Below are 15,615 nucleotides of genomic sequence, written 5' to 3' on the forward strand. Positions count from 1 at the left end.
GCGGCACCTGGCGTCGCCCTGCCCTGCCACAGGTGTGCGGGGACGCGGGAATATGTGATATCAGCGTGCAATCTTACAAATTATAATTATTCTCAGCAACACACAGCGGTACCCCCAACCTGGGTAAATCCCGCATGCTGATCTTCGTCTAACGGGGACCTCCCTGCGCGCCTCGACTGGCTGCGTGTGGCCATCACCCCTGGCTGGAAGTCCGCATGAGACGCTTACCCAACACTCGCCGCCGCATCCTCCTCGGTGGCCTGGGCCTGCTTGGCCTGGGCAGCCTGCTGGCCTGGAAGACCTTGCCATTCGACAACCAGCCGGCCAGCACGGTAACCGTCACCCGCGCCGATATCGAAAGCAGCGTCACCGCCCTGGGCACCTTGCAACCTCGTCGCTACGTCGATGTCGGCGCCCAGGCCTCGGGGCAGATCCGTCGCCTGCATGTCGAAGCGGGCGACCAGGTTCACCAGGGCCAGTTGCTGGTCGAGATCGACCCGTCAACCCAGCAGGCCAGGCTCGACGCCGGCCGCTACTCGATCGAGAACCTCAAGGCCCAGTTGGCCGAGCAGCGCGCCCAGTACCGCTTGGCCCAGCAACAGCTCAAACGCCAGCGCGACCTGGCCGCCGCTGGTGCCACCCGCGAGGAAGACGTGCAGGCTGCCGACGCCCAGCTCAAGGTCACCCAGGCCCGCATCGACATGTACCAGGCGCAGATCCTTCAGGCCCAGGCCAGCCTGCGCAGCGACCAGGCCGAACTTGGCTACACGCGCATCTACGCGCCCATGGACGGCACCGTGGTTGCCGTGGACGCCCGCGAGGGCCAGACCCTGAATGCCCAGCAACAGACGCCCCTGATCCTGCGCATCGCCAAGCTGTCGCCGATGACCGTCTGGGCCCAGGTCTCCGAGGCCGATATCGGCAAGGTCAAGCCCGGCATGAGCGCTTACTTCACCACCTTGGCCGGTGGCAAGCGCCGCTGGACCAGCACCGTGCGCCAGATACTGCCGATTCCGCCCAAGCCGCTGGAGCAGTCCAGCCAGGGCGGCGGCAGCCCGACCAGCGCCACCTCCGGCACGACCGGCAGCCAAGTCGTGCAGTACACCGTGCTGCTGGACGTGGACAACCCTGACGGGGCACTGATGGCCGAGATGACCACCCAGGTGTTCTTCGTCGCCGGCCAGGCCAGCCAGGTACTGACCGCACCGCTGGCGGCGCTGGACGACAGCGATGGTGACGGCCTGCGCATGGCCCAGGTACTCACCCGCGACGGCAAGGTCGAGCAGCGCCAAGTGCGCACCGGCCTGAGCGACCGGCTGCGGGTACAGATCCTCGACGGTGTCCGCGAAGGCGAACGCCTGCTCATCGGCGCCCCTGCCGCCAGCGGAGGTTGAATGTCCGCCCCCCTGATCGAGCTTCGCGACATCCGCAAAGTCTACGGCGGCCTCGACACACCCAAGGTCGAAGTCCTGCGCGGTATCAGCCTGCGCGTGCACCCCGGCGAATTTGTCGCCATCGTCGGCGCGTCAGGGTCTGGCAAATCGACCCTGATGAACATCCTCGGCTGCCTCGACCGCCCCAGTTCCGGCTGCTATCGCTTCGCCGGCAAGGACGTGGCCGAGCTGGACACCGACGAGCTGGCCTGGCTGCGACGCGAGGCCTTCGGTTTCGTGTTCCAGGGCTACCACCTGATTCCTTCGGGCTCGGCCCAGGAAAACGTCGAAATGCCAGCCATCTATGCCGGCTTACCGGCCAGCGAGCGCCACGCCCGCGCCGCCGCCCTGCTCGAACGCCTGGGCCTGGCCAGCCGCACGGGCAACCGCCCGCACCAGTTGTCCGGCGGTCAGCAACAGCGCGTTTCCATCGCCCGCGCGCTGATGAACGGCGGCCACATCATCCTCGCCGACGAACCCACTGGAGCCCTCGACAGCCACAGCGGCGCCGAAGTCATGGCCCTGCTCGACGAACTGGCCAGCCAGGGGCATGTGATCATCCTTATCACCCACGACCGCGAGGTGGCGGCACGCGCACACCGGGTGATCGAGATTCGCGACGGCTTGGTGATCAGCGATTCGGCCGACGACCAGCCACCGGTCAATCCGCACCGAGGCCTGCAGGCCGAAGACCTGCGCGAACGCCTGGATCGCGGCGCCACTGAGCGTGGCGCCTGGAAGGGCGAGCTGGTCGAAGCCTTGCAGGCAGCCTGGCGGGTCATGTGGATCAATCGCTTTCGCACTGCCCTGACCCTGCTCGGCATCGTCATCGGCGTCGCCTCGGTGGTGGTCATGCTGGCTGTGGGCGAAGGCAGCAAACGCCAGGTCATGGCACAGATGGCCGCCTTCGGCTCGAACATCCTCTACCTCAACGGTCGCCACGCCACCCTGCGTGAGCCCGCCGGCGTGGTGACCCTGGACGATGTTGCGGCGATTGCCGAACTGCCCCAGGTGACGCGGATCATGCCGGTGATCGGGGACGACGTGATGGTGCGCCACGGCAACAACAACCAGAAATTCTACGTCGGCGGCAACAATATCGAGTTCCCCTACATCCTCAATTGGCCGGTGGTCCAGGGCAGCTTCTTCAGCGACAGCGACGAACGCACTGGCGCCGCCGTCGCGGTGATCGGCCAGAAGGTACGCGACACGCTGCTCGAACCTGGCAGCGACCCGATCGGCCAGTACCTGCTGCTCGGCAACGTACCGTTCCAGATCGTCGGCGTGCTGGCCGGAAAAGGCGCCAGCTCCGGCGACCAGAACAGCGACGAACGCATCGTCGTGCCCTACTCGGCAGCGTCCATTCGCCTGTTCGGTACCCAGGACCCGGAATACGTGATCATCGCCGCCCGAGATTCGGCACGAGTGGCCGAGACCGAAGCAGCCATCGATCACCTGATGCGCCAGCGTCACCAAGGCAAGCAAGACTTCGAGCTGACCAACGACGCCGCACTGATCCAGGCCGAAGCCCGCACCCAGAACAGCCTGTCGCTGATGCTGGGGGCGATCGCCGCGATCTCCCTGCTGGTCGGCGGCATCGGGGTGATGAACATCATGCTGATGACCGTGCGCGAACGCACCCGCGAGATCGGTATTCGCATGGCCACCGGCGCCCGCCAGCGCGACATCCTGCGCCAGTTCCTCAGTGAGGCGGTGATGCTGTCGATGGTCGGCGGCCTGACCGGCATCGCACTGGCCTTGGGCATCGGCGCAGGCCTGATGCTTGCCGGGGTCGCCGTGGCCTTCGCCCTACCCGCCATCCTCGGCGCCTTCGCCTGCGCCGTAGTCACCGGCATCGTGTTCGGCTTCATGCCGGCCCGCAAGGCGGCGCGTCTCGATCCGGTCAAAGCCCTTACCAGCGAATAACCCATGACATTGCCAAGCCGCATCAGCCTGCTGACCCTGAGCCTTTGCCTCGCCGCCTGCAGCACACCGCCACCGCCCGAAAGCGGCATCGCACCACCGGATAACTGGCAAGGAGAGACCGGTGCTGCCGGGCTCACCCTGCCACAGACGAAGTGGTGGAAAGCCTTCGCCAGCCCCGAACTGGACCGTCTGGTTGAACGTGCGCGGCGCAACAGCTACGACCTGGCGGCTGCCACCGCACGTGTACGCCAGGCCCAGGCCCGCGCCGTGATCGCCGGTGCGCCACTGCTGCCGGCGTTGAACTTCGGGTTTGAAGGCAGCCGACAGCACCTGCTGCGGGGCGACGGCAGCGACCAGCTCGATGTCAGCAGCAGCGAACGCACCAGCACCTCGTTTGGCACCACGCTCAGCGCGACCTACGAGATCGACTTCTGGGGCGGCCTGCGCGCCGCACGCGACAGCGGCCTGCATGGCCTGGACGCCAGCCGCTTCGACCGCCAGACTGTGGAACTGACCCTGGTCAGTGCCGTTGCCGATAGCTACCTGCAAGGGCTGGCACTGGATGAGCAACTGCGCATCGCCCGCCTGAACCTGCGCAATGCGCGGGATGTGCTGGGCCTGGTCGAGGTGCGGCAGCGCTCTGGCTCGGCCACGCGCCTTGAGTTGGCGCAACAACGTAGCCTGGTGGCCGCCCAGGAGCGCCAACTGCCGCTGCTTGAGCAACGCCAGCAGGACAACCGCGTCACGCTGGCCACCCTGCTCGGCGACCCCGTGCAACATTTGCCCGGCAGCGACGAGCGCATCGACACGGTGCAGTGGCCGGCAATTGGCAGCGGTATGCCCAGCGACCTGCTGACCCGCCGGCCAGACATCGCAGCCGCCGAAGCGCGCCTGGCGGCCGCCAGCGCCAATGTGCAGGTCGCACGGGCCGCCCTGCTACCAAAGCTGACCCTCGGTGCCGAGTTCGGTTCGGGGGCCCGCACCCTGCCCCAGGTCTTCGACAGCCCGTACTACACGCTGACCTCCGGCCTGGTCGCGCCGATCTTCAACAACGGCCGACTGCGGGCCTCACGTGAATTGGCCGAGGCAGAGCAAGAGGAGTTGCTCGAGGCCTATCGCAGCAGCATCCTGGCCAGCTTCGCCGACGTCGAGAAAGCGCTCAACGCCATCCATGGCGTCGACCGGCAACGGCAATGGCAGGATGAGCAAGTGCAACAGGCCCGCCTGGCCTTCGACCTCGCCCAGCAACGTTACGGTGCCGGAGCCGAAACGCTGCTGACGGTGTTGGAAACCCAGCGCACGCTGTACGAGGCACAGGATCAGCAGGCGCAGTTGCGCTTGGCGCGATTGCAAGCGAGCGTGGCCCTGTACAAGGCACTGGGTGGCGGCTGGCACGTGAAAACAGCCCAGTGAGTACACACGGGGCTGCTGTGCAGCCCTTTCGCGACGCCTGGCCGCTCCCACGAATAGTTCGATGCCACGAAGGTTGGAGATCAATCCAACCCATGGCGCACTCAGGCCAGCAATCCCTTCAATGAAAGATGCCGCGCATACCACGGCCGTTTCGGCACCTGGCGCATGAACCCGGCCAACTTGCCTTCGTCCTCGCCAAAGATGATGCGCAATGCCAGCTTCATGGTCTCGACATCCATCTCCACCGACCTGCCCGGCCTTACCCCAGGCACTGTACTGCAGCCATGGGTATCCGGCCCCAGCCAGGGGTCAGCCACCTCCACCCAGCGCCCCGGCGCAAACCACGGCACGCCGTTGACCTGCATCCGGCTGACTTCGCCCGGGTGAAAACGCTCATGGGCGGCGAACCAGTCCTCCACGCGATCGTCGATCCAACCATGAAACCGCCAGAACACCGGGTGCACATGGGACGAGAACGGGTCGCCCAAAAAGTCGTTTTCCGCTGCATACCAACGCGGCGCAAAGTCATCCAGCTCGCGGGCCAGCGGCACCGGCGCGCCGTTGGAGGGGTCGCGCGGCACCGACGCCCAGCGCATGTGCAGCCAGTCGTGCAGGCCCAGCTCCATCTCCGAGCCCAATTGCCCCAAGGTCATCCGCGACAAGTAACGCGGGTCGCGATACCGAGACTCCCATACCGCGAAGTTGCCATGGAACGTCTCGGCACGCTTGATGCCGTTGACCCACTCGCTGAACGCATCGTCCCCCGGCGCCAGCCAGGTCGGCGGCACCGAGCAGCCGTCGAGGTTATCGAAGTAACGGGCAAAACCCAGGCGGTCGCGTTCAAGCTCCGGCTGCGGCAACGGAAAGCTCGACCACGACGGCAGCGGCTGCAGCGCACGGGCCGCAGCGAGCATGTGCCGGTGCATGAAGAAAAAGTCCTCGCCCGAGCCGTTGCGGTCCTTGAGTTTGCCGCGCGCATCACGCTCGCGCTCACGAGGGCCAGGTTGCCACCCCAGGCCGCGCAGGGCATTGCGCTTTTCCTCCGAGAGGTTGTGCCACTTGTCACGCGAGGCATGCCACAACTGGTGGAACAGTCGGTGCTCGGGGGAAATCAGCCAGTCCAGCAAGGCCGGCTCAAGGCCAATGGTCTGGCGCGCTTCGGGGAAGCGCTGGCCAATGGCGACGAAGCGGTTGTCCTGCAACGGCAGCGCCAGGGACCGGTCCAGCGCGGCAATCTGCCCACTCAGGGTCTCGCTGCCGGCATTGCCGAACTCGCCCCACACCTGATCCAGGGTGATCGCCATTTCATAACCTCGATGGCTCGCATCCGTTGGCATCAGGCGCCAGTAAAGGCGATTGGAATCGGACTCGGCCAGGTCACCGATCAACTGGTAACGCGGCGCCTTTTCGCTGCGCAGCCGTTGTGCCGTGTCAAGGCAACCGCGCACGCCACGTCCTCGCGCGGCAACGTCGATGAACAGTTCAAGCTGCTGAGCCGGCAGACCCGCAAGCCCGGCATCGGCCCCTTCGAAGCGGATAGCCCAGATACCGCGCAGGCGGTTGCCCAGGCGTTGGCCGGCGGTGTCGGCAAGCTCCACGCTGGCCTCCCCCGGGGTGACCGGAAACTCATCCCTGGTCAGCTCGCGGTGCGCATAGTGGACCGCCGGCAGGGCCGCGCCCGCCAGGGCCACACCGGTCATGAAACCTCGTCGAGAAATCGTCATTACCCTACCTGTGTCCGCCATGAAGCAGGCGCTGTCCCAGCAAGGACGTATGCTCCCCGGCGAAATTTAGCCAGGTCGTCGCTGCCCCTCGCTAAATTTCCCCCCGCCACGCTCGTCCCTCCCAGACAGCCCAAGCCCCGGCATTCGCGGACCTGAAACGAGATGGCAATGACACAACCTCGCTGGAAGAAAACCTTGTACATCGGTGTGCCCCTGGCCCTGCTGCTCGGTGCCGGTGGCTACCTGGCCTGGAACCAATGGCTGAACTCCGCCCCGCACTACCCGCGCGAGGTGATCAAGCAGGCCGACGAGCTGCAGGATCGGCTGATCTCCTTCGACAGCCACATCACCCTGCCGCTGGACTTCGGTACCCATGGCCAGGAGGCGGACAAGGATGGCGACGGCCAGTTCGACCTGGCCAAGGCCGCCAAAGGACGATTGTCCGGCGCCGCCTTGACCCTCTTCGGCTGGCCGGAAATCTGGAACGGCCCCGATGCACCGCACCGGCCGACCGCAGGGTTTGTCGAGGAGGCCCGTAATCAGCAGGAGGTGCGCTACAAGATCATCTCCGGCCTGGTGCGCGACTTCCCCAACCAGGTCGGTATCGCCTATACCCCCGACGATTTCCGCCGCCTGCACGGCGAGGGCAAGTTCGCCATCTTCATCAGCATGCTCAACGCCTACCCGTTGGGCAACGACTTGAACCTGCTGGACAAGTGGGCCGCACGGGGCATGCGCATGTTCGGCTTCAGCTACATCGGCAACAACGACTGGGCCGACTCCTCGCGCCCGCTGCCGTTCTTCAACGACTCACCCGACGCCCTGGGTGGTCTCTCACCCATCGGCAAGCAGGCCGTGCAACGGCTCAATGACCTGGGGGTGATCATCGATGTCTCGCAGATGTCCACCCAGGCCTTGGAACAAGTCAGCGCCCTGAGCCGCGCGCCCATCGTCGCCTCGCACTCTGCGCCACGGGCGATGGTCGATATCCCACGCAACCTCAGCGACCGCGAGATGCAACTGATCAAGAACAGCGGCGGCGTAGTGCAGATCGTCGGCTTCTCCGGCTACCTGCGCCCGCTCACGCAAAAGACCCAGGACAAGCTCAACGCCCTGCGCGCCAAGTTCGACCTGCCACCGCTGCCCAACCTGGCCATGGCCCTGATGCCCGGCGACCCGATCATCGCCGCCTGGCCCGAGCAGCGTTTCGGCAGCTACGCCAGCCAGCTGTACGCCATTCTCGACGAAGAACCCAAGGCCAGCCTCAAGGACCTGGGCGATGCCATCGACTACGCCGTGCGCAAGATCGGTATCGACCACGTCGGCATCGCCTCGGACTTCAACGAAGGGGGTGGCGTGCGAGGTTGGGAGGATGTGAGCCAGGTGCGCAACGTCACCGCCGAACTGATCCAGCGTGGCTATAGCGAAGCCGATATCGCCAAGCTGTGGGGCGGCAATTTCCTGCGTGTCTGGGCCCAGGTTGAAAAGGCCGCCAGCCCTTCTCTTTCCTCTACCCGGTAAGCGCAACCATGAGCGACCGCCGTACTTTTCTCAAACAGGCCAGCCTGCTCGCCGTTGCCCTGCCCTTTGGCGGCGGCCTCGGCCAAGCCCTGGCCAATCCAGCAAAACCATCGACCCAGGGTAACCAATGGACGCAGTTGCGTCAGCTGTTCAACCAGGACCCGGACTACCTGCATCTTTCGAACTTCCTGATCACCTCGCACCCTAAACCGGTGCAGGACGCCATCGATCGCTACCGCGCCAGCGTCGATCGCAACCCAGGCCTGGTCATGGACTGGGACCGCCAGGAACCCTGGCAGCACGAGGCCCGGGTTCGCGCGTGGGCGGGCAAGTACCTGCAGGCACGCCCCGGCCAGATCGCCCTGACCGGCAGCACCACCGAAGGCCTGGCGATTATCTACGGTGGCCTGCACGTGCGCCCGGACCAGGAGATCCTGACCACCGTCCACGAGCATTCCGCCGCCGAGGCGGTGCTTGACTTTCGCACCCAGCGTCAAGGTACCCAAGTGCGCCGAATCCGCCTGTTCAAGGACCCGGCCAAGGTCAGCACCGACGAGATCGTCGGCAACATCGACCGCGCCATTCGCTCCAACACACGGGTGCTGGGCATGACCTGGGTACAGTCGGGTAGCGGCGTGAAGCTACCCCTGGCGGAAATCGGCGCGGTGGTCGACCGGCACAACCGCGACCGCGCCGAGGTCGATCGCATCCTCTATGTGGTCGACGGCGTGCATGGTTTTGGCGTGGAAGACCTGAGCTTCCCGCAGATGAACTGCGACTACTTCATCGCCGGCACCCACAAGTGGATGTTCGGCCCGCGTGGTACCGGCATCGTCTGTGCGCGCAGCGAACAACTCAAAAACATCACGCCGCTGATCCCGACCTTTTCCCAGGACACCGATTTCGCCACCAGCCTCACCCCTGGGGGTTACCACGCCTTCGAGCACCGCTGGGCATTGGACGAGGCGTTCAAGCTGCACTTGCAACTGGGCAAGGCCGAGGTCCAGGGCCGTATTCATCAGCTCAACAGCTACCTCAAGCAGCGCCTTGGCGAACACCGCCAGGTCGAACTGGTCACCCCGATGGCTGCGCAACATAGCGCAGGCTTCACCTTTTTCCGAGTCAAGGACCGCGACAGCGACAAGGTTGCCGCCGCCTTGCTGCGGCAGAAGGCGATCGTCGATGCGGTGTACCGCGACGTCGGCCCGGTCATCCGCACCGCACCCGGCCTGCTCAACGACGAAGCGCAGATCGACCGTTTCATGACACTGCTCAGCGCCCAGCTGTGACGCCCGAATTCCCTTCGCACGAGACGACTCATGAACCCTGAACCCCACGTACGCCACCGCCGCACCCTACCGGTCCTCGCGCCGCTGGCACTGCTCGCCCTGCTCACCGCCAGCGCCTGGGCTCAGGCGGGCACGCCCAAGCCCGGTACTGTCTTCAAGGACTGCGAGAAAGACTGCCCGGAGATGGTGGTCCTGCCCACCGGCTCGTTCATGATGGGCACCCCCGATGACGAAGTCGGACGCCAGGCCGATGAAGGCCCGCTGCACAAGGTCACCTTCACCAAGCCCTTCGCTATCAGCCGCTTCCCCATTACCTTCGCCGAGTGGGACGCCTTCATCCAGGCCACCGGCTACATGATGCCCAGCGGTGACGAACGCCCTGGCCGCCTGTGTCAGGCCGGCACCGCCACCCAGGGTGGCCGCCCCACCTATGGCGGCAACTACCCGGTGACCAGCCGCCACCCTGCCGTGTGCATGAACCTCAAGGAAGCCCAGGACTACGTCGCCTGGCTGTCGAACAAGACCGGTAAGCCCTACCGCCTGCCCAGCGAGTCGGTCCGCGAGTACGCCGCCCGTGCTGGCAGCACCGGCCCGTTCCCCTTCCCCTTCGACGAAGGCAAGGAGTACAGCATCGCCAAGCACGCCAATACCTACGGGCCGGCCGACGGCTACAGCTACACCGCGCCGGTCGGTAGCTTCCCGGCCAACGCCTTTGGCGTGTACGACATGCACGGCAACATCTATGAGTGGACCGCCGACTGCAAGCACGACAACTATGTTGGCGCGCCGAGCGATGGCAGCCCATGGCAAGAGAAAGACTGCAGGTTCCAGAGCATTCGCGGCAACGACTATGGCGAGGCCCCGGTGTTCTCTCGCTCCGGTAATCGCAACGACCTCTACCCCAACGAACGCGGCGATTGGATCGGCTTTCGTGTAGTACGCGATCTCTGAACGACAAAGGGGCGCAAGGCGCCCCCCCCAGAGGCGCGCTAAATTCCCCTGCCCACCAGTCGTCCTACAGGGAGCCCACAGCCATTTTCCAAAGCGGAACCCTGCCCCATGACTCAGCCTCCCCGCGGCGCCCTCAGCGAACTGTTCGCCCTGCTCAGACCCTTCTGGCCCATCGTTGCCCTCTCCATCGTCCTGGGGATGGTCGGTGGCCTTAGCGTCACCGCGCTGCTCGCCAGCATCAACAACGCCCTGCATAGCGGCGGCAACATCACCAGCACCGCCATCGCAGCCTTCGCCGGCCTGTGCCTGCTGGCCCTGACCTGTTCGATCAGCGCCGACATCGGCACCAACTACGTCGGCCAGAACATCATCGCCAAGCTGCGCAAGACGCTGGGCGAGAAAACCCTCGCCGCCCCCATCGAGCAGATCGAGCGCTACCGCAGCCATCGCCTGATCCCTGTGCTGACCCACGATGTCGACACCATCAGCGACTTCGCCTTCGCCTTCGCCCCGCTGGCCATCTCGATGACCGTGACGCTCGGTTGCCTGGGCTACCTGGCCATGCTGTCCTGGCCAATGTTCCTGTTGATGGTGGTGGCCATCGCCATCGGCAGCGCCGCCCAGTTCGTCGCCCAGACCAGCGGCGGTCGTGGCTTCGCCACCGCCCGTGAAGCCGAGGACACCCTGCAGAAGAACTACAGCGCCATCGCCGAAGGCGCCAAGGAACTGCGCATCCACCGTCCTCGCCGCAACCGCATGTTCAGCCAGGGCGTGCAGGCCACCGCCGACTTCATCTGCAAGACCCAGATCAAAGCCATCAACACCTTCGTGGTGGCCAAGACCTTCGGTTCGATGCTGTTCTTCGTGGTCATCGGCATGGCTTTGGTGCTGCAGTCGCTGTGGCCCAGCGACGACAAGACCGTGATGAGCGGCTTCGTGCTGGTGCTGCTGTACATGAAAGGCCCGCTGGAACACCTGATCGGCACCCTGCCCATCGTCAGCCGCGCCAAGGTCGCCTTCGCCCGCGTCGCCCAGCTGTCCGAGCAGTTCTCCTCGCCCGAGCCGCACCTGCTGCTCGACGCCAAGGCCAGCAAGCCCGAGCCGGTGCACAGCCTGGAACTGTTCAACGTAGGCTACGCCTTCCCGCCGGTCGAAGGCAGCGAGCCGTTCCGCCTGGGTCCGGTCAACCTGCGCATCGAGCAAGGCGACATCGTTTTCATCGTCGGCGAGAACGGCTGCGGCAAGACGACCCTGATCAAACTGCTACTGGGCCTATACGCCCCGCACCAGGGCGAGATCCGCCTCAACGGCAAGGCCATAGACCCGAGCAACCGCGACGAATACCGCCAGCTGTTCACCACCATCTTCGCCGACTACTACCTGTTCGACGACGTGGTCGAAGGCGACCTGCACATCCCCGACGACGCCAACCGCTACCTGCAACGCCTGGAGATCGGCCACAAGGTCAGCGTGCGCGACGGCAGCTTCACCACCACCGACCTGTCGACCGGCCAGCGCAAGCGCCTGGCCCTGATCAATGCCTGGCTAGAAGAGCGCCCGGTACTGGTGTTCGACGAGTGGGCGGCAGACCAGGACCCGACCTTCCGCCGCATTTTCTACACCGAGTTGCTGCCCGACCTGAAACGGCTGGGCAAGACCATCATCGTCATCTCTCACGACGACCGCTACTTCGATGTAGCGGACCAGTTGGTGAGGATGCACAGCGGCAAAGTGAGCTCATCCCCCGTACCGGCCTGAGACGACAAGAAAAAACAGCGACAGGTTCTTTCCGGAATTTGTCGCTGAATGCGTCTTCTTATCAACAACCAAAAAATCTGCCGTTCACTTACATGAGCATTTGAAATGTCGCCCGTCCACAAACCCTTCAGCCTCGCCAGCCTCGTCATGCGCTGCACCCTGCGCTTCAAGCCTCTGCCTCGCTTCGGCCTGCTCCTTGCACTGCCCATTGCCGCCCAGGTCCAGGCCCAGGAAGCCAGCTTCGACATCCCGGCCCAGTCACTGGCCAGCGCCTTGCAAACATTCGGTCGCCAGGCCGACATGCAGATCCTGTTCAACCCCGATGACGTCAGCGGACTCACCAGCCAGGCGGTGAAACAACGCGCAGAACCGGCCCGCGCCCTGTCCCTGTTGCTGGGCGGCACCGGCATGACCTTCACCCTGCAGGGCAACCCGCAGGTGATCCTGCTGCGCAAGGGCAACAGCGCCGATCTGGAACTGGCACCGACCAACATCAGTGGCGCGTCCCTGGGCGAGACCACCGAGGGCACCCACGCCTACGCTACCGGCCGCTCCAGCACCGCCACCAAGCTGCCGATGTCCCTGCGTGAAACGCCGCAGTCCGTGACCGTCGTCACCCGCCAGCGCATGGACGACCAGAACATGCAGAACCTCGACGACGTGATGAAGAACGCCACTGGCATCACCATCGTCAAGAACGGCGGTGAGCGTTCGATCTACCAGGCTCGCGGGCAGTCGGTGGACAACCTGCAGATCGACGGCGTACCGACCAACATCGGCAACGCCTACTCGATGGATGCCCAATCCAAGCCAAACACCGACATCTACGACCGCGTGGAGATCGTGCGCGGCGCCACTGGCCTGATGGAAGGCGCGGGCAACCCCTCGGCCTCCATCAACCTGATCCGCAAGCGCCCGACTGCCGAGCGTCAGGCCCTGATCGAAACCTCAGTCGGTTCCTGGGACAACTACAAGACCATGGTCGATGTGTCCTCGCCACTGAACGAAGCCGGTACCCTGCGTGGCCGCTCGGTGATCTCGTACAACAATGCCAACAGCTACTTGGACACCGCCCAGAAGGAAAACCAGCTGTTCTACGGCATCCTGGAGGCTGACCTGGACGAGTCGACCGTGGCCACCTTCGGCTTCACCTACCAGAAAGAACGCAACTCCGGTTACGACTGGTCGGGCCTGCCGACCAAGGAGAACGGCGAGTTCTACCCAATCTCCCGTTCCACCTCGCTGACCGGCGACTGGAACCACCTGGACAAGCGCAACACCACCCTGTTCGCCGATGTCCAGCACACCTTCGACAACGGCTGGAAAGGCGTGATCGCCGTCAACCAGATGTGGGCCAAGTCGGACTTCCTGGGCAACTACACCTTCCCTGGCGGTGGCACCGACCTGTATACCCTCAACCCTCGCCTGTTTCGTTACGACGACACCCAGACCAGCATCGACGGCTACTTCACCGGTCCGTTCCAGCTGCTTGGTCGCCAGCATGACCTGATCGTCGGCGGTAACTGGAACAAGGACGACTTCGACTACCATGGTGGACGCGATGCCACCTACCGCTACATCGTCGACATGAACAACCTCGGTGCGTTCGACCCGCCAAAGCCGGAAAACCTCAACGTCAACCAGTGGAAGTACAACCGTACCCAGGAACAGAAAGGTATTTATGTCGCCAGCCGCTTCAGCCTGACCGACACCACGAAGTTCATTCTCGGCAGCCGCCTGAGCTGGTACAGCTTCGACACCTTGACCGACACCAATGGCATCCGCGAAGACAGTGACCATGGCCACTTCTCCAAAAGTGGCGAAGTCACGCCATACGCAGGCCTGATTCAGGAGCTGAACGAAAACTGGTCGGCTTACGCCAGCTATACCGAAATCTTCAAGCCGCAAGACAATCAGGCTGCCGACGGAAGCATGCTCAAGCCGATGACTGGCAGCAACTACGAGATCGGCCTGAAGGGCGAATTCTTCGACAAGCGCCTGCAGACTTCCATCGCAATCTTCCAGGCTGACCAGACCGGCCGTGCCGAACTGGTCGCTGAAACCATTTGCCCCGACGGCTGCTACCGCGCCTCCGACAAGGTCCGCAACAAGGGTATCGAGCTTGAGCTCAACGGCGAGATCCTGCCGGACTGGAACCTGTCCGCGGGCTACACCTACACCCAGTCCAAGTACATCGGCGGCGAGCAGAAGGGCGAAGACTTCAACACCGCCTCGCCACGTCACCTGTTCAAGCTGGCCACCGACTACCGCCTGCCAGGCGCGCTCAACCACCTGCGTGTGGGCGGCAGCTTCTATGCGCAGAGCAAGATGACCCAGACCGAGGTCGGCGAGACCTACAAGATCCAGCAGGACGCCTACCACCTGACCAACTTGCACGCGATCTACGAGATCAACAAGAACCTCGAAGTCCAGTACAACCTGGATAACGTATTCGACAAGAAGTACTACCAGACCCTCGGTAACCCGAACTACTGGAACTTCTACGGCGAACCGCGCAACTTCAACCTGGCACTGCGCGCCAAGTTCTGATCAACGCTTGAACCCTTCGGGGCCGCCCTGCGGCCCATCGCAGGCTTGGCCAGCGATGGGCTGCAAAGCAGCCCTCTTGAACCTTAACCGACATGCATCAACCGCCGCTGCAACGCCTCGGCGATCACCTCCAGCGCCTCCTGCGCTTCGTCCACCAATGCATCCATGCGCATGAAGTCATGGGTCATGCCTTCGTACACCCGCTCCTGCACCTCGACTCCCGCTGCGCGCAGGTGCGCGGCATAGGCGCGGCCTTCATCGAACAGCGGGTCGCATTCGGCGAGCAACAGCAACGCCGGCACGCGCAGCCGCTCAGGTGCTTCCAGTAGCGGCGAGAAGCGTGGGTCGAAGCGGTCGTCGGCGCTGCGCTGGTACTGCTGGTAGAACCACTCCAACGTGTCGGCCTCCAGCAAGTGGCCAGTGGCGTAGCGTTGAACCGAAGCGTGCCAGCGGCTGGCATCGGTGACCGGGTAGATCATCACCTGCAGGCATGGCGCCACCGGCGCGTGATTGGCCACCACCGCCGCCAGGCTGCCTCCGACACTGTCACCGGCGATGGCCAGGCGCTCCCCGTCGATACCGATACTGGCGCCCTGGTCCAGCAACCAGTGCCAGGCATCCAGTGCGTCGTGCACCGCGGTTGGAAAACGCCACTGCGGCGCCAGCCGGTAGGCCACCGACAGCACCACGCACCCGGACAGCGCTGCCAGGGTGCGGCACAGGGCATCGTGGGAGTCCAGGCTGCCGACCACGTAGCCACCACCATGGAAATACAACACTCCAGGCTGCAGGCGCTCACGGTCGATGCCGTGGGCACTGTACAACCGCGCGTGCAGCGGTGTGCCGTCGCGGGCGGGAATCTGCAACGCCTCGATGTGCTCAAGGTCGTCGCCGCCCGTACTCATCAACAATGACGATTGGTCGAACGCTTCGCGGGCTTGTTCAGGGCTGGCAGCGTGCATCGCCAACGTCTTGCCTTCGGCGCGGCCGGCTTCGACCAGCTGCAGGTAGGCAGCGATATCAGGGTTCAGGGACATGGGAATGCTCCAG

General features: G+C 64.5%; 10 protein-coding genes. 8 read left to right on the top strand and 2 right to left on the bottom strand.

What is annotated here, in order from left to right; genetic code table 11:
• The first annotated feature begins 215 nt into the window (after positions 1 to 215).
• Genes IF103_RS15900 through IF103_RS15910 form a run of 3 tightly spaced genes read left to right on the top strand, consistent with a single transcriptional unit; the run spans position 216 to position 4,772 of the window.
• On the top strand, positions 216 to 1,394 hold the full coding sequence (locus IF103_RS15900) for an efflux RND transporter periplasmic adaptor subunit (RefSeq protein ID WP_023381374.1): 1,179 nt from the start codon (positions 216 to 218) through the stop codon (positions 1,392 to 1,394).
• Complete coding sequence (locus IF103_RS15905; protein WP_104881458.1) at positions 1,395 to 3,359, top strand: MacB family efflux pump subunit; 1,965 nt, start codon at positions 1,395 to 1,397, stop codon at positions 3,357 to 3,359.
• 3 nt (positions 3,360 to 3,362) lie between these two features.
• Positions 3,363 to 4,772, top strand: a complete 1,410-nt coding sequence (locus IF103_RS15910; RefSeq protein WP_186598119.1) for an efflux transporter outer membrane subunit — start codon at positions 3,363 to 3,365, stop codon at positions 4,770 to 4,772.
• 101 nt (positions 4,773 to 4,873) lie between these two features.
• On the opposite strand, the gene pvdP is transcribed toward IF103_RS15910, so the two are convergent.
• Positions 4,874 to 6,496 (bottom strand): pyoverdine maturation tyrosinase PvdP, encoded by a 1,623-nt coding sequence (pvdP, locus tag IF103_RS15915; RefSeq protein WP_027908208.1) that lies wholly within the window; start codon positions 6,494 to 6,496, stop codon positions 4,874 to 4,876.
• Between the two features lie 168 nt (positions 6,497 to 6,664).
• Here pvdP and pvdM point away from each other — a divergent pair, with 168 nt between their 5' ends.
• The 5 genes from pvdM (at position 6,665) to IF103_RS15940 (ending at position 14,565) form a co-directional block, all read left to right on the top strand.
• A complete protein-coding gene (gene pvdM, locus IF103_RS15920; RefSeq protein ID WP_104881456.1) occupies positions 6,665 to 8,017 on the top strand; it encodes a pyoverdine-tailoring dipeptidase-like protein PvdM in 1,353 nt (450 codons plus the stop codon).
• An 8-nt stretch (positions 8,018 to 8,025) separates the two neighbouring features.
• On the top strand, positions 8,026 to 9,306 hold the full coding sequence (gene pvdN, locus IF103_RS15925; protein WP_202675467.1) for a pyoverdine-tailoring periplasmic protein PvdN: 1,281 nt from the start codon (positions 8,026 to 8,028) through the stop codon (positions 9,304 to 9,306).
• Between the two features lie 30 nt (positions 9,307 to 9,336).
• Positions 9,337 to 10,257 carry a formylglycine-generating enzyme family protein gene (locus IF103_RS15930; RefSeq protein WP_023381380.1) on the top strand — a complete coding sequence of 307 codons (921 nt, stop codon included), beginning with the start codon at positions 9,337 to 9,339 and terminating at the stop codon, positions 10,255 to 10,257.
• A 108-nt stretch (positions 10,258 to 10,365) separates the two neighbouring features.
• On the top strand, positions 10,366 to 12,015 hold the full coding sequence (locus IF103_RS15935; protein WP_202675468.1) for a cyclic peptide export ABC transporter: 1,650 nt from the start codon (positions 10,366 to 10,368) through the stop codon (positions 12,013 to 12,015).
• 105 nt (positions 12,016 to 12,120) lie between these two features.
• On the top strand, positions 12,121 to 14,565 hold the full coding sequence (locus IF103_RS15940) for a TonB-dependent siderophore receptor (protein WP_252189406.1): 2,445 nt from the start codon (positions 12,121 to 12,123) through the stop codon (positions 14,563 to 14,565).
• An 83-nt stretch (positions 14,566 to 14,648) separates the two neighbouring features.
• Here the strand turns inward: IF103_RS15940 and IF103_RS15945 are convergent, their stop codons facing one another.
• Positions 14,649 to 15,602: an alpha/beta hydrolase gene (locus IF103_RS15945; RefSeq protein WP_023381383.1), complete on the bottom strand. Its 954-nt coding sequence runs from the start codon at positions 15,600 to 15,602 to the stop codon at positions 14,649 to 14,651.
• Positions 15,603 to 15,615 lie beyond the last annotated feature (13 nt).

Source organism: Pseudomonas sp. SK2, from assembly GCF_016772395.1.
GTDB lineage: Bacteria > Pseudomonadota > Gammaproteobacteria > Pseudomonadales > Pseudomonadaceae > Aquipseudomonas > Aquipseudomonas taiwanensis.

Bases quoted from the DNA above. Each gene is read 5' to 3' on its own strand.
- IF103_RS15905 (WP_104881458.1), top strand. From the start codon at position 1,395: ATGTCCGCCCCCCTGATCGAGCTTCGCGACATCCGCAAAGTCTACGGC.
- IF103_RS15945 (WP_023381383.1), bottom strand. From the start codon at position 15,602: ATGTCCCTGAACCCTGATATCGCTGCCTACCTGCAGCTGGTCGAAGCC.
- pvdM (WP_104881456.1), top strand. From the start codon at position 6,665: ATGACACAACCTCGCTGGAAGAAAACCTTGTACATCGGTGTGCCCCTG.
- pvdN (WP_202675467.1), top strand. From the start codon at position 8,026: ATGAGCGACCGCCGTACTTTTCTCAAACAGGCCAGCCTGCTCGCCGTT.
- IF103_RS15940 (WP_252189406.1), top strand. From the start codon at position 12,121: ATGTCGCCCGTCCACAAACCCTTCAGCCTCGCCAGCCTCGTCATGCGC.
- IF103_RS15910 (WP_186598119.1), top strand. From the start codon at position 3,363: ATGACATTGCCAAGCCGCATCAGCCTGCTGACCCTGAGCCTTTGCCTC.
- IF103_RS15930 (WP_023381380.1), top strand. From the start codon at position 9,337: ATGAACCCTGAACCCCACGTACGCCACCGCCGCACCCTACCGGTCCTC.
- IF103_RS15900 (WP_023381374.1), top strand. From the start codon at position 216: ATGAGACGCTTACCCAACACTCGCCGCCGCATCCTCCTCGGTGGCCTG.
- IF103_RS15935 (WP_202675468.1), top strand. From the start codon at position 10,366: ATGACTCAGCCTCCCCGCGGCGCCCTCAGCGAACTGTTCGCCCTGCTC.
- pvdP (WP_027908208.1), bottom strand. From the start codon at position 6,496: ATGACGATTTCTCGACGAGGTTTCATGACCGGTGTGGCCCTGGCGGGC.